16 protein-coding genes and 1 pseudogene are annotated in these 14,080 nt (G+C 29.9%); 6 read left to right on the forward strand and 11 right to left on the reverse strand.

Going from position 1 to position 14,080, the window contains the following annotated elements:
- The 9 genes and pseudogenes from L8W57_RS07425 to mnmG form a co-directional block, all read right to left on the reverse strand.
- Window positions 1-643, reverse strand: a pseudogene (locus L8W57_RS07425) (hypothetical protein); the annotation flags it as partial.
- 58 nt (window positions 644-701) lie between these two features.
- A complete protein-coding gene (fliR, locus tag L8W57_RS07430; RefSeq protein WP_133318669.1) occupies window positions 702-1,472 on the reverse strand; it encodes a flagellar biosynthetic protein FliR in 771 nt (256 codons plus the stop codon).
- Entirely contained in the window at window positions 1,459-2,094 is a 636-nt protein-coding gene (locus L8W57_RS07435; protein ID WP_133318668.1) for an ABC transporter ATP-binding protein, read from the reverse strand. The genes fliR and L8W57_RS07435 overlap by 14 nt, the downstream gene beginning before the upstream one ends.
- Window positions 2,095-2,096: 2 nt before the next feature.
- Window positions 2,097-3,173: a translation elongation factor Ts gene (gene tsf, locus L8W57_RS07440; RefSeq protein ID WP_039626638.1), complete on the reverse strand. Its 1,077-nt coding sequence runs from the start codon at window positions 3,171-3,173 to the stop codon at window positions 2,097-2,099.
- A complete protein-coding gene (gene rpsB, locus L8W57_RS07445) occupies window positions 3,173-3,958 on the reverse strand; it encodes a 30S ribosomal protein S2 (protein WP_087700911.1) in 786 nt (261 codons plus the stop codon). Before rpsB ends, tsf begins: the two co-directional genes overlap by 1 nt.
- Window positions 3,959-4,131: 173 nt before the next feature.
- Window positions 4,132-5,259 (reverse strand): c-type cytochrome, encoded by a 1,128-nt coding sequence (locus L8W57_RS07450; RefSeq protein ID WP_133318667.1) that lies wholly within the window; start codon window positions 5,257-5,259, stop codon window positions 4,132-4,134.
- 2 nt (window positions 5,260-5,261) lie between these two features.
- Window positions 5,262-6,506: a cytochrome b gene (locus L8W57_RS07455; protein ID WP_133318666.1), complete on the reverse strand. Its 1,245-nt coding sequence runs from the start codon at window positions 6,504-6,506 to the stop codon at window positions 5,262-5,264.
- Window position 6,507: 1 nt separating this feature from the next.
- The gene (gene petA / locus L8W57_RS07460) at window positions 6,508-7,011 is read right to left on the reverse strand and encodes a ubiquinol-cytochrome c reductase iron-sulfur subunit (protein WP_133318665.1); all 504 of its coding nucleotides are present in this window, start codon (window positions 7,009-7,011) and stop codon (window positions 6,508-6,510) included.
- A gap of 165 nt (window positions 7,012-7,176) precedes the next feature.
- On the reverse strand, window positions 7,177-9,033 hold the full coding sequence (gene mnmG / locus L8W57_RS07465; RefSeq protein ID WP_133318664.1) for a tRNA uridine-5-carboxymethylaminomethyl(34) synthesis enzyme MnmG: 1,857 nt from the start codon (window positions 9,031-9,033) through the stop codon (window positions 7,177-7,179).
- 123 nt (window positions 9,034-9,156) lie between these two features.
- Here mnmG and ribE point away from each other — a divergent pair, with 123 nt between their 5' ends.
- Genes ribE through L8W57_RS07480 form a run of 3 tightly spaced genes read left to right on the forward strand, consistent with a single transcriptional unit; the run spans window position 9,157 to window position 10,605 of the window.
- Window positions 9,157-9,765, forward strand: coding sequence for a riboflavin synthase (gene ribE / locus L8W57_RS07470; protein ID WP_133318663.1), 609 nt, complete (start codon window positions 9,157-9,159; stop codon window positions 9,763-9,765).
- Window positions 9,729-10,397, forward strand: a complete 669-nt coding sequence (gene pgeF, locus L8W57_RS07475; protein ID WP_263662291.1) for a peptidoglycan editing factor PgeF — start codon at window positions 9,729-9,731, stop codon at window positions 10,395-10,397. The genes ribE and pgeF overlap by 37 nt, the downstream gene beginning before the upstream one ends.
- Window position 10,398: 1 nt before the next feature.
- Window positions 10,399-10,605, forward strand: coding sequence for a hypothetical protein (locus L8W57_RS07480; RefSeq protein WP_133318661.1), 207 nt, complete (start codon window positions 10,399-10,401; stop codon window positions 10,603-10,605).
- A 2-nt stretch (window positions 10,606-10,607) separates the two neighbouring features.
- Here the strand turns inward: L8W57_RS07480 and L8W57_RS07485 are convergent, their stop codons facing one another.
- Both L8W57_RS07485 and L8W57_RS07490 read right to left on the reverse strand, forming a co-directional pair.
- Window positions 10,608-11,831 carry a sensor histidine kinase gene (locus L8W57_RS07485; RefSeq protein ID WP_263662292.1) on the reverse strand — a complete coding sequence of 408 codons (1,224 nt, stop codon included), beginning with the start codon at window positions 11,829-11,831 and terminating at the stop codon, window positions 10,608-10,610.
- On the reverse strand, window positions 11,824-12,489 hold the full coding sequence (locus tag L8W57_RS07490; protein ID WP_263662293.1) for a response regulator transcription factor: 666 nt from the start codon (window positions 12,487-12,489) through the stop codon (window positions 11,824-11,826). The genes L8W57_RS07485 and L8W57_RS07490 overlap by 8 nt, the downstream gene beginning before the upstream one ends.
- A gap of 129 nt (window positions 12,490-12,618) precedes the next feature.
- Between L8W57_RS07490 and L8W57_RS07495 the strand changes: the two genes are divergently transcribed.
- From L8W57_RS07495 to L8W57_RS07505, 3 genes are all read left to right on the forward strand, one after another.
- On the forward strand, window positions 12,619-13,206 hold the full coding sequence (locus L8W57_RS07495; protein ID WP_220567131.1) for a bacteriohemerythrin: 588 nt from the start codon (window positions 12,619-12,621) through the stop codon (window positions 13,204-13,206).
- 77 nt (window positions 13,207-13,283) lie between these two features.
- Window positions 13,284-13,847, forward strand: coding sequence for a bacteriohemerythrin (locus L8W57_RS07500; protein ID WP_263662294.1), 564 nt, complete (start codon window positions 13,284-13,286; stop codon window positions 13,845-13,847).
- Between the two features lie 10 nt (window positions 13,848-13,857).
- Window positions 13,858-14,079 carry a ribbon-helix-helix protein, CopG family gene (locus L8W57_RS07505; RefSeq protein WP_133318656.1) on the forward strand — a complete coding sequence of 74 codons (222 nt, stop codon included), beginning with the start codon at window positions 13,858-13,860 and terminating at the stop codon, window positions 14,077-14,079.
- Window position 14,080: the final 1 nt, after the last annotated feature.

Below are 14,080 nucleotides of genomic sequence, written 5' to 3' on the forward strand. Positions count from 1 at the left end.
CTTCTATATTTTCTTCTATATTTTCTTCTATATTTTCTTCTATATTTTCTTCTATATTTTCTTTATCTAAGCTATCTGAAAAAACTAAATCATCTTCTGTTTTCTCTTCATCTATTAACTCACTTGTTGCATCAAACATATCATCATTTTTTAATCCATCACCTAAATTCTCTTCAAAAAAATCTTCTTGTAAATTTAAATCATCTTCACCCAAATTTTCTTCATGTTCAGACAAATCAATACCTTCTAAAAGTTCATTTCCATCCAAAGGCATATCTTTACCAACAACTTCCTCATCATCAAAATTTAGTTCATCTTCGCTCAAAGCATCTTTTTGAATATCATCCAAAATCCCATCTCCGCTTAGAAGATTTATAAAATCGGTAGGTAAAAACGGTTTATACAAACACTCTATACCTTCTTTTTGTTCTAGGTTTCTAGGTAACAAATAAATCAATCTATCACATTTACTTTTTAAATCATCTAAATCAGCCTCAATATCATGATCTATAATAATTACATCATAAAATCCCTCAAGCTCCTCAATATCCTTGAGCTCCTCAAAATCATAACCTAATTTTTGAACCCCCAAACTAATTAATTTTGAAACAGCTATATTGGAATTTATTAGCAAAACCCTCATTATCATCTCCCAAGAATAAAAAATACATTATTTTAAAACATTTTTAATTATTTAATGCTTATATATTAAAAAATAACAACTCCATATGCTCAAAACTTTTTACTATTAAATTTTTAAAATATTGCATCATAATAAGTAAAATAGCAATAAGAACCGCGAAAGACAAAAATATCTTGATAGGATAACCAACCACTAAAAGATTAAATTGCGGCATAGTTTTCATAAGCATGCCAAAAATCACATCTGATAGCAAAGAAATAGCTAAAACAGGAAAAGCCATAGAAAAACCAAGCACAAAAATATTTACCATAGCTTTATTTAAATAAAGCATTAAATTTTCATGTGGATAAAATCCACCTAAACTAATATATTCCAATGAATTAGATATAAAAAGCAAAATCAAATGATGTCCATCAAAAGCTAAAAATACAAGCAAAGCTAATAAATTTAAAACTTGTGAAATTACAGGAGTATTTGCACCTGTTGTGGGATCCATAACACTAGCCATTGAAAAACCCATAGTAAAAGAAATCTGCTCACCTGCCATTTGCAAAATGGCAAAAGTCATTTGCAAAATCATTCCTGCTATCATCCCAAAAATAACTTCACTTAAAAGATATAGAATAAAAAAAGAATCAGGTGTATTATTTTCAAGCTTAGCTAAAGGGTATAAAAACATTGTTAAAAACATTACCAAAGTTGTTTTTACCACCAAAGGAATACTATTATGAGAAAAAAAAGGGAAAAAAACTATCAATCCACTCATTCTAGCAAACAAAAGCATGAAAATAACTACATTTTCATCACCTAAATATTTAACAAATTCCATGGTTGTTTAAGTGAAAAACCTTATCACATTTTTTAGCAAGCTCTTGATCATGCGTAACAAAAATTAAAGCTGCATTATTTTCTTTGATATAATCAATCAAAATATCCATTACATTTAAAGCATTTTTAAAATCTAAATTTCCGGTAGCCTCATCTGCAAAAATAATTTTTGGCTTCTTGCTTAAAACCCTAGCTATACTTACTCTTTGCTGTTGTCCACCGCTTAGTTTTGTGATTTTTTGATTCATTAAATCTGCAATATCAAGTTTTTTTAATAATTCATAATCAATATTCTGGCCGCTTAAAACACTCGCAAGTTCTATATTTTCAAAAGCCAAAAAACCTTTAAATAAATAATGCATTTGAAAAATAATACCAAAATCTTTTCTACGAATTTCTAGCAAAGCTTCATCATCTAAGTCGTATAAATCTTGATTATTATAAAAAACTTTTCCCGATTGAGGTTTTAATAAGGTAGATAAAATATGTAAAAGAGTAGATTTACCACATCCACTGCTTCCACATACTGCAATACAATCTTTTGTATTTAAAGTAAAATTTAAATTTTCAAAAAGCGGAATATCAAAACTATGGTTTAAATTTTCCGCTTTTAAAAGTTCCATTTTTAACCAATTTGTGCAGCAACTTCAGCAGCAAAATCTTCAGTTTTCTTTTCTAGGCCCTCACCTACTTCAAAACGAATAAATTCGACTATTTTGATAGTTCCACCTAGTTCCTTTTCTTTATCAGCAATTACTTGTTCGATAGTTTTTTTATCATCCATTACATAAAACTGACCCATTAAAGTAAGTCTGCTATCAAGTTGAGAGTTATCTGCTATAAAACTATTCAACTTACCTGGGATAATATTAGGCCAAATTTTTTCTGGCTTACCTTGTGCTTGAAGTTCAGCCTTAATAGCTTCTTCAGCTGCTTGAATTACCTCTTGAGTTAATTGTTTTCTGCTTGCATATTTTGGAATTTTATGCTCTGGTTTATTAGGATCTTTTAATCTTCTTCTTTCTTCATTTTCTTTTTCTAACTCAGCAACTAAAGCTTTATACTCATTTTCTACAAAATCCATATCAAGCTCTTCATAAGATAAATAACTTGGCTTCATTGCAGCAATATGCATACAAATATGTTTTAAAAATTCTCCACACTTGCTAGCCGTAGCTTCACTATCGCAAGCTGCAGCAATAACTACACCAACACGACCATTGGTGTGAATATAACCATTTACTATGCCATTAGCACCTGCTTTTAAAGTAGCAAATCTTCTAACAACTAAATTTTCACCAATAGTTGCAATTTGACTTTTTAAATACTCTTCAAATTTAACACCATTAATCTCACTTGAATGTAATTCTTCAACATTTTGAAGACTCTTGGCTTGAATATGTGCTGTTGTATCTTTTGTTAAAGCAATAAATTGTTCATTTTTAGCAACAAAATCTGTTTCTGAGTTAATTTCACTTACAGTTGCACATTTAAAATCATCACTTACTTTTACACTTACTAAACCTTCAGCAGCTAAACGATCAGCTTTTTTATCAGCTTTTCCAAGTCCTTTTTCTCTTAAAAGTTGCACTGCTTTTTCAAAATCACCATCTGTATCTTTTAAAGCATTTTTACAATCCATCATACCTGCGCCAGTACTCTCGCGCAGTTCTTTTACCATTTGTGCAGTGATTTCAGCCATTACTCTTTATCTCCTTCAAAATCTTCTTCACTCATAGCTTCTTCTAAAACTTCTTTTTTCTCTTCTTCAGAAATAGGCTGTTCTTCGCTAACTTCACCATCTTGCTCTCTTAATGCTTTACCTTCATTGATTGCTTCAGCCATTTCTTGACAGAAAAGTTGGACCGAACGAATTGCATCATCATTTCCTGGAATTGGGAAATCAACTAAATCAGGATCGCAGTTTGTATCTAGTGGAGCAACTACAGGGATTTTTAATCTATTAGCTTCTTGTACTGCAATTTTTTCTTTAACAGTATCAATAACAAAAATCATATCAGGTTGAGTTTTCATATATCTAATACCACCAAGATATGCTAGTAATTTTTCTTTTTTTCTAGTAAGCATTAATGCTTCTTTTTTAGTTAAAAGTTTAATACTTCCATCTTCTTCCATTTTTTCTATAACTTCTAATTTTCTAATTGATTGGCGGATAGTTCCAAAATTTGTCATCATACCACCAAGCCATCTGTGATTTACATAAGGCATACCACATTTTTCAGCGTATTCTTTAATCGCTCCACCTGCTTGTTTTTTAGTTCCAACAAATAAAATTGTCTTACCTTCTGCTGCAGCGTCACGAACAATGTTATATGTATATCTAAAATATCTAAGCGTTTTTTGCAAATCAATTACATAAATACCTTTTCTTTCACCAAAAATAAATTTTTTCATTTTTGGATTCCATCTTCTTGTTTGGTGTCCAAAGTGTACACCACACTCTAACAAATCTCTCATGCTTACCATGAAATTCTCCTTGAAATAAAATAATTAGGTTTATTCCTCCGCATTCTTTAACCCATAAGCAACCTAATAAGGAAATTAATGCGTGTGAAATGAAAAAATATTATATCAAATTTTATTTTATATTTAGCTTATTATTGAAGAAAAAGAACGCCACAAGGCGTTCTTTGAGTAAATTAGTGTAGTTTAGACCAAACTGATCTTTTCCAACCTATAGCAAAAATACTTAAGATAGCAAAGAATATCATAATATAAATTCCTGTTTGCTCTCTTTCTTCTTTTTTACTATCACCAACTTTTTCAAGATAACTAATAACTTGAGTTTGTGCTTTTTCATTTAGACCAACTCTTGGCATAGCAGTTCCATGAATTTTCTTTTGAGGTTCATTGATAAAGATTTCAAGATAATGTGCGCCTTTAGAACGAATCATCATAGATAAATCCGGAGGCGTCATACCAAGATAATTTTTTAAATCACTCATCTTTGAACTTGAAACAAAACCATCATATTTTACATCATGGCATCTTCCGCAAGCATTTTCAAATGTATGTTTGTTTTTAGCAAAATCAAATTCTTTTGCAATTAAAGCCGTTTTTGCTTGCTCTGAAAGCTCTTGGTTTTTAGCATATTTTTCTTCTAAATCTGCTTTTAATTTTGTATCAAATTCCTTCTCATACTCACTAGCTGTATTTTTAAAGAATGCAATTAAATCTGCTAAATCTTGATTATCTTGTGCTTCATCACCACTTAAAGGATAAGCAGGCATTAAGAATGGATTTTCATCGTTAAATTTATGTGAAATTTGCAAAGCCTTAACTGGATCAACAATCAGTGCTGCTAAAAATTTCTCATCATAAATAGCACCCGCATCACTTAAATCAGGAGGTGTTACACCTAAAGAAGAATCTGTAATAGTAGCAGGAATTCCGACGGCTTTCACACCATGACATGCAATACAATTTCCTTCAAAAAGCTCTTTTCCTTTTTGTGCATTACCTTTACTAAAATCAATTTTTGCGATTTTTTCCCATAATTGCTTGGTAGCTTCTTCTTGGCTTTTAGCAAGCTCTAGTGCTTTTTGAGCATTAGCTATAGCTTTTTCACTTCCTGAAGCATTAGCATCTATTGCAGCTTTTTCTTTTAAAGCAACTTCGCCTTTGGTAAATTCTACATCAGCTTTTGCAAAGTCAAAATTAACCGGAGTTGAAGGAGGATTCATCACTGAATGTGCATAAGGCTCAACCCCCCAATAAACTAAACCTGTGAAAAAGACAACTACAAAAAATATTTTTAATTCTCTCATTATTAGCCCCTTTTTCTTTCCATGATAGTAATAATTGGTAAGACTACTAACAATAATAGTAAAAATACCATAGAAGCATAAAATCCTATCCAAGCATTAATTCCTGTTGGAGGAAGCTTTCCATAAACTGTTAGTACAATTAAATCTATCAATAACACCCAAAACCATGCAAAAAACATTGGTCTTTCGTGTGCTGGTTTCACAACATCACTTCTATCAAGCCAAGGTAACAAGAAGAAAATAATTTGTGCTATACCAAACGCTGCAAGACCTATATCAAAAGCTTTAATGCTTCCAACATCAAAGAAAAATCCTCTTAAAACTTCATAACTCCATAAGAAATACCACTCAGGATAAATATGAGGAGGTGTTTTTAAAGAATTTGCTGGGTCAAAGTTAATTGGATCCATTGCGAAATTAAATTTAAAACACACCAAATAGAAGAAGAAAATCATAAATAACGCAATATACATAAAATCTTTAGCTAAAAATCCTGGCCAAAAAGGAATAACTTTAGAACCTTTTGTATCACCTGCTAAATATTTTTCAGCTTCCAAATCAAAATCAATTTCTTCTGAAATTTCATTATTTACATGAGGAATTCTTAAAGAATAAAAGTGGAATGCAATAATTGCTAAAATTACAATAGGTAATAAACACACATGCAGCATAAAAAATCTAGTTAAAGTTGGATCTGATACTGCAAAATCTCCTCTTATCCAAATAACTAATGCATCACCTATAAAAGGAATTCCGCCAAAAAGCTGAGTAATAACTTGAGCAGCCCAAAAACTCATTTGTCCCCAAGGTAACATATACCCACTAAATGCTTCTGCTGAAAATACAACAAACAAAAGCATACCGCTAATCCAAATCATCTCACGACCCTTTTTATAAGAGCCATAATAAATTCCCGTTAACATATGGATATATATGATTAAAAACACAACTGAAGCAGCCACACCATGCATATGACGCCAAAGCCAACCATACTCTACTTCTTGCATGATAGTTTTATTAACACTATCAAAAGCCAAAGCCACATCTGGCTTATAATACATTACTAAAAATAGACCTGAAATAAATAAAATAGCAAAAAGAGTTGTCAAGATAACACCCATTGCCCATAAGAAGTTAATTTGTTTTGGTATCCAATACTGAGCCATTAAAACATTAAAAAGCTTATTTACAGCTAATCTTTGATCAAGCCAATCTATAATACCACTAGCTTTTTTTATCTGTGCCATATCAAGCCTCCGCAATCATTTTTTTATATTCTGGACCTTCTTCACCTAACACTAATTTAGTTCCATCAATTCTAAAAGGAGGAATGTCCAAAGGTCTTGGAGGAGGACCAAATACATTTTTACCACTAGTGTCAAATTCGCCACCGTGGCATGCGCACTTAAACAATTTCTCACTTGGAGCATAAGCTGGAATACAGCCTAAATGCGTGCAAAGACCAATAACTACAGTATATGCAACATCACCCACAATAACATCCCTACTGCTATCTTTTGCCATATCCGCATCTTTTTTTAAGATAAATATAGGCTTTTTACGCCACTCGATTGTTCTTAATTCGCCTTCTTTCATACCAGAAAGATCTACGGTAGTAATACCTGCTGCTTTTACACTTGGGAGCGGATCCCATGTTTTTTTCATTGCAACTAATGAAAAAGCACCACCCACAGCAGCTACCGTTCCAAAGGCAAAGCCCATAAAGCTTCGTCTACTTTCAGATGTAGCCATTTTACTTCCTTTGTTTTGATTTATTTGTTGTAAAGTATAGCAGTTTATCTAAAAAATAATAAATTTTTTCTTTATATAAAAAAGCTTTATTTAAGATATGCAAGTATTTATTTAAAATAACAGAAGTGTATTTATTTTCAAATCAAAACAATAGATAAGTTAATATCATCTATTGTTTTTCATTTTGATATAAATATGCAAAATATCTAAAGCAGCAGGGGTGATACCACTAATTTGCGAAGCAGCAAAAATAGTTGGCGGATTAAATTTTTGCAGTTTTTCCACCACTTCATTACTCAAACCACTTACACTTTTAAAGTCAAAATTTTCAGGAATTTTTAAGTCATTTAAGTTTTTCATTTTTTCTATTTGTGCTTTTTGCATTGCTATATAATGATAATATTTTGCTTCATTTAAAATTTCATTTAAAGAATACTCATCCATTTTTGCAAACATTTCATCTAGAGCTTTTAATTTTTCTATATTAAAACTCGCTCTTGCAACAATTTTTTGCAAACTTACTATTGAGGTAATTTTTTCTTCTTTAATGCTTTGCAAAAATTCATTATTTTGATTGCTTGGTGTCCATGTAGTTTGAAGTAAAAACTCAAGTCCTTTCCTAACATTTTGCTTTATATTATCAATATATGCATAGTCTTCTTGACTTAAAAGTTTAAAATTATGTCCATATTCTCCAAGTCTTAAAATAGCATTTTCTTCTCTTAAGAGCAGTCTATATTCAGCTCTTGAAGTAAACATTCTATAAGGCTCTTTTGTGCCTTTCATTACTAAATCATCGATTAATACCCCTATATAAGCCTCATCGCGTCTTAATACAAAAGGCTCTTTTTCATCAATTGCTAAAACCGCGTTCACTCCTGCCATAAAACCTTGTACAGCTGCTTCTTCATAACCAGTAGTTCCGTTAATTTGCCCAGCACAATACAAATTTTTAATCTTTTTAGTTTCTAAAGTATGTTTTAACTCCGTTGGATCAATATAATCATACTCTATGGCATAACCAAAACGCGTGATTTTAGCATTTTCAAAACCTTTTATACTTCTTAACATCGCAATTTGCACTTCATAAGGAAGTGAGGTAGAAAAGCCATTGATATAATATTCAGTAGCATCTTTAGTTTGTGGCTCTATAAATAAATGATGACTTTCTTTATCACCAAAACGATTAATCTTATCTTCTATAGATGGACAATATCTTGGACCTATACCTTCAATTTGTCCTGTAAAAAGCGGAGCGCGGTAAAAGTTACTTTTTATAATCTCATGTGTTTTTAAATTTGTTCTTGCTATATAACATGGAAGTTGATTAGGCTTGAAATTTTTTGTTTTAAAACTAAAGGCCTTAGGGTTTTCATCTCCGGGTTGAATTTCTAAAACACTAAAATCAATACTTTTAGCATCTACTCTTGGACAAGTTCCTGTTTTTAACCTCCCTACTTTTAAACCACTTTGTTTTAAATACTCACCCAAATTTACAGACGCAAGCTCACCTACCCTACCTGCTTGAAGCTTAGTTTCACCTATATGGATAAGTCCATTTAAAAAAGTTCCTGTTGTAAGTATGATTTTTTTAGCAAAATATGTATTTTCTAAATTAGTTTTAACGCCCTTAACCTCGTCATTTTCTATAAGTAAAGACAAAGCTTGCTCTTGAGAGATTTCTAAATTTTCAAGTTTTAAAAGCTTATTTCTAGCACAAATTCTATAAGCGTCCATATCAATTTGCGCTCTACTTCCACGCACTGCAACACCTTTGCTTTCATTTAAAATTCTAAATTGAATTCCAGCCTCATCGGTAATTTGTCCCATAAGTCCACCCATAGCATCAAGCTCTTTTACCAAATGTCCTTTTGCTAAGCCGCCTATAGCAGGATTACAACTTGCAGCACCAATTTGCTCGATTAAAGTAGTTAAAAGTAAAGTTTTTTTGCCCATTCTAGCAGCCCCGGCACTAGCCTCAACTCCAGCATGCCCGCCACCTATTACGATTATATCATACATATTTTGACCTCATTTTTATAAAAAAGGCAAAAATTATATAATATTTTTTAAAATAAAACACTAAAAATACTTTTTGAAATTTAAAAGTTTTGGATAAAATCTCATAAAAATTAAAGGTATTGAATGTTTAATGGATTAATCCGCGAATTAGCCTTTGTCAAATCATATCAAAACAACACTTTAAGATTAAAAGCAAGTTACAAACCAAAACTAGGCGATAGTATAGCAGTTAATGGTGCGTGCTTGAGCGTAACAAAACTTTTTGATGATGGCTTTAATCTTGAACTTTCTTATGAAACAAGAACTCACATAGCTATTGAAAATTTAAAAGACTATGTGCATATTGAACCTGCATTAGCTTATGGCGATAGAATAGATGGGCATTTAATGCAAGGACACATTGATGGTATTGGCGAAATTACTAATATTTCTAAAAAAGAAAACGGAGTTGATTTTTATATTAAATGCCCTGATAATATACAAATTTATATGGCAAATAAAGCAAGCGTAGCTATAGATGGAGTAAGTTTAACTATCAATGAAGTTTTAAAAGATAGTATTCGTTTGACTATTATTCCTATAACCTTTAATGAAACCTTGTTTAAAAATTACACCATAGGAAGACGCGTCAATATAGAAAGTGATCTTTTAGCAAGATATATACACAGACAATTAAATTATAAAAAAGAAATTTCATGGCAACAAATAGACAAGATTACATCACTTTATTAGAAAATGATTTCGCAAAAGCTTTTGTAGCCTTTGATCAAGATTATAATATTTTTAGAGCAAAAATTTGTAATAATATTTTTCCTCGTGAAAATTCTATAAAAAAGTGTGTATTTTTAAATCAAATTCATTCTAATATCATCACTCAGTATAATAAAAATTTTCATTTTAACGCCGATGGGATGATTAGCAATGAAAAAAATATAGCTTTGTGTATTTTAAGCGCTGATTGCCTGCCTTTGCTTTTATATGATGGTAAAAATAAAACCATAGCAGCTTTGCATTCAGGCAGAAAAGGTTGTTTTGAAAATATCTTAAAAGAAGCTGTTTTGAAAATGCAAGAAAGTTTTAACACTCAAACCAAGAATTTAAAACTCATCATTTCAGCAGGAATTTGTGCTAAAAATTATGAAATTAATAGCGAGATTTTAAACCACAGCAAAGAAAATTTTGCGCATTTTTTACATGAAAATAAGCTTGATTTAAAAGCATTAGTTAAATTTCAAGCAAAAGAATTAGGTATTAATGATATTTTTGATATCAATCTTTGCACCTTTGATGATGAGAGATTTTTTTCTTATAGAAAAAATCAAACTCCAAAGCGCATTGTTAGCGTGATTTATTTAAAGGATTAAAATGTATGAAGTAAAAAATCTACTTGCTTTAAAAATTCTACAAAAAGCTAGAGAATTTGGTGATAATGACTTAAGCAATGAACTTTTAATCACTCAAATGCTAAATCATACCCCACAAACTCTAAATCAAAACGATACTAAAAATTTAAATGAATTTATCACAACGCTTATAAATGCTAAAGAAAAAGCTAAAATGAGCAATAAATAATTTTAATTTTTCCAAGTTAAAATAAATTTTGTTCCTTTCTTTAACTCACTTTCTACTTTTATTTTTATATTATGTTCTTTACAAATTTTATCTACCAAAGAAAGTCCTATACCAAAACCACCTTGATTTTCATTAAATCTTAAATAACGCTCAAAAATATTAGCCAAATTTTCCTTTGCTATACCACAACCACTATCTGCTATTATAAGTTTTTGCTCTAAAAGTGCTATTTTAATATGTCCATTTTTTATATTATATTTTATAGCGTTATTAACAAGATTATCAAACATTTTAAAAAATTGCTCTTTATTAGCATAAATTTTTCCATTATCCTCTAAAACAAGTTCTAAGTCAATATTTTTTTGCTCTAAAAATATCTTGAAATACTCCATTCTTTCTTTAATCAAGTCTTTTAAAAATATCCAATCCTTTTTAGCCTCATAAGCTTGAGAAAAATTTAAAAAAGTTAAATCTGAATACAAATGACTCAAAGTCAAAGCAGCTATTTTTACACGCTTTAAAGCCTTAATTTCTTCAAAATTCTTTTTTCTTTCTAAACTCTCTACACTCATTAATATTGCACTAATTGGGGTATTAATCTCATGAGTGGTATCTTTTATAAAATTATTTAAAAACCTTATTCTTGCTTCTAAAGGCTTGAGTGCAAATTTAAGTATTAAATATCCTACCAAACTAACAAAAATCAAAGAAAGTACCATAGCTAAAGCAACTTTAAATCTTATAAATCCAAGCTCTTTAGAGATATCATCGCCTTGTATTAAAACTCTTAAACGATTTACATCTCCTAATATTTCTAAAGCACTTTGATTTTGATTATCAGAAAGTAACAAGCTATTTAAATTTATATCAGCTACATAAATCAAAGTGTTATTGTTATAAATATTCGCATTATTTAATTTAAAAAAAGTTGTTTGAGCAGGTAAATCAAGATTAGAAAAATAAACCTTAGTTCTATCAAATATTGCAAATTTTATATTAGAAATTTGAGCTATTTTCTTAGCACTTTTTTCTATGGGTTCAAAACGCGATTTTTCCATTTGCAAAATCACAAAACGATGTTCTTGTCTTAGCTTTATGCTATATTCGCTTATTAAATCTTCTATTAACTTAGCATACCATATACCAAAAAGCACTACAAGAATACTTCCTACACTTACTAAATACAAAGAAAGAATTTGCCATGCAACGCGCTTGGCTTCATGCATAACAATACCCTCTTCCTCTTTGATTGATAATGCTTTCTTTTCCTAAAATTTTTCGTAAATTTTTCACATAAGCTCTCAAACTAAGCTCACTTGGCTCTTGGTCATATTCCCAAATTTCTTCAAAAATATAAGCAGTATCTATAAATTTACCTTTATTTTTCAAAAGTAATGATAAAAGTTTTAATTCTTTTAAAGGTAAAGACAATGGCTTATCGTTTTGATATAAAGTTTGCGATATACAAGCAAATTTAAAACCATTTCCCAAGTCCTCATAATCTTCATTTTTATGCGCAAAAGAACGCTTTAAAATAGCATTAATCCTTATTTTTAACTCCTGCAATTCAAAAGGCTTTTTGATATAATCATCACAACCACATTCAAATCCTTGTTGTAAATCCATAGTAGTATTTAAAGAGGTCATAAAAATAGCTGGGGTATATCTACCTGCTTCTCTTAAATTTTTAAGCACACTAAAACCATCTCCTAAAGGGACTTTTACATCCAAAATCCATAAATCAAAATTTTTCTCATAAGCTTTATCTTGTGCATCTTGAGCATTATCCACCAAAATCACTTCAAAACCTTCTTCTTCTAAAAACTCACTAACAATTTCCCCTAAGTTAATATCATCTTCTAGTAAAAGAATTTGCGTAGCCATTTTAAGCCTTTTATGCTATTTTAATTTAGATTATTATATTTTTTTTATGTAAATTTAGTGTGAATTTAGCATATTTAAAGGCAAGTATTTATAAAATATTAACTATTTTATTGAATTTAGGATTTTATTATGTTGCCAAATTGGGATCAAAAATATAGTATTAATAATGAAAAAATTGACGAACAACATAAAAAACTTTTTGAACTTGCCGCCAAAGTGGAAGAAATTTCAGATAGGCCAGTTTATCAAGTCGAGCTTAAAAAGATAGTTGCTGAATTTTTTCACTATATTAAAATTCATTTTCAAGATGAAGAATCCTATATGGCTGAGATTAATTACCCTTATCTAAATCAACACAAACTCATGCATAAACAAATCACAAAATCCATGATAAAACTCATACAAAGTATAAAAAGTACAAATGATTTAAAAGAAAAATTATATATAGTAGTTAATTCATGGTTGATAGAACACATCATTCAGCATGATATGATGATAGAACATTGGCGTCAAAACACCCAAGCAAAGAATTCTTCAGATACTTTTGAAGAAGAAGCTCCAAAACCAAAAAAATTCTTATATCAATGTCAATGCGAAGGAAAAACACACAAGGTTCCTTATGATATTCATTTAAAAATGCAATATTCTAAAGTGCAGTTTAAATGTAAAGAATGCTCTGCGAATTTAATACAATACAAAGAAAAAATAGAAATCTAATAAAAATTAATAATAATTTAAAATATAGTAAACTATAATGCTTATAAAACTCTTCTAAATATAAACAAGGAGCTAACATGCTACCAAAATGGTGTAGTAAATATAGTATCCATAATGAAGAAATTGACAGACAGCATAAAAAACTTTTTGAACTTGCTGCAAATGTCGAGATGATTTCAGACAAACCTGTCCATAAAGGACAAATTAAATTTTTACTTGCAGATTTTTTTAATTATATGAAAGAACATTTTGCCGAAGAAGAAAAATACATGGCAAAAATAGGTTATCCTGAACTTTCTAACCATCAAAAAATTCACAAAAGTATCATCCAATCTATGATTGATTTAATTCAAAATCTCAAAAGCACAAATGATCTCAAAGAAAAACTTAACATCATTGCATCAAAATGGCTTTTAGAACATATTTTAAGAGAAGATATGAAGATAGAAAAATGGCATCAAGCGCAACTAAATAAAAATGCCAATACTACAACTTTTCAAGAAAATCAAGAAATTTATGAATATATTTGCTCTTGTGTAAATAAAATTCACAAAGTTCCTTGCGAAATTCACCAAAAAATTCAATTAAACAATGCAAGTTACAAATGTAAAACTTGTCAAGAAGCTATCAAACTAAAATAAAGGCTATAAAATGAACAAACGCTACACCTTAACTCTTCCATTAGAGCTTTATGAACGCTTAAATCAAACTGCGAAATTTTCTAAAAAGAAAAAAGCTGAAATTTTACGCAATGCTTTAGAAAATTATCTTGATGAAATAGAAGACTTTGCTCCAGCCATAGAAGCTTTAGAAGATTTAAAAGATGGAGATAGTAAAAAATTAGATAACATTATAAAAAAATTAAAATGTTAAC

This window comes from Campylobacter sp. IFREMER_LSEM_CL1890, assembly GCF_025772045.1.
GTDB lineage: Bacteria > Campylobacterota > Campylobacteria > Campylobacterales > Campylobacteraceae > Campylobacter_D > Campylobacter_D lari_D.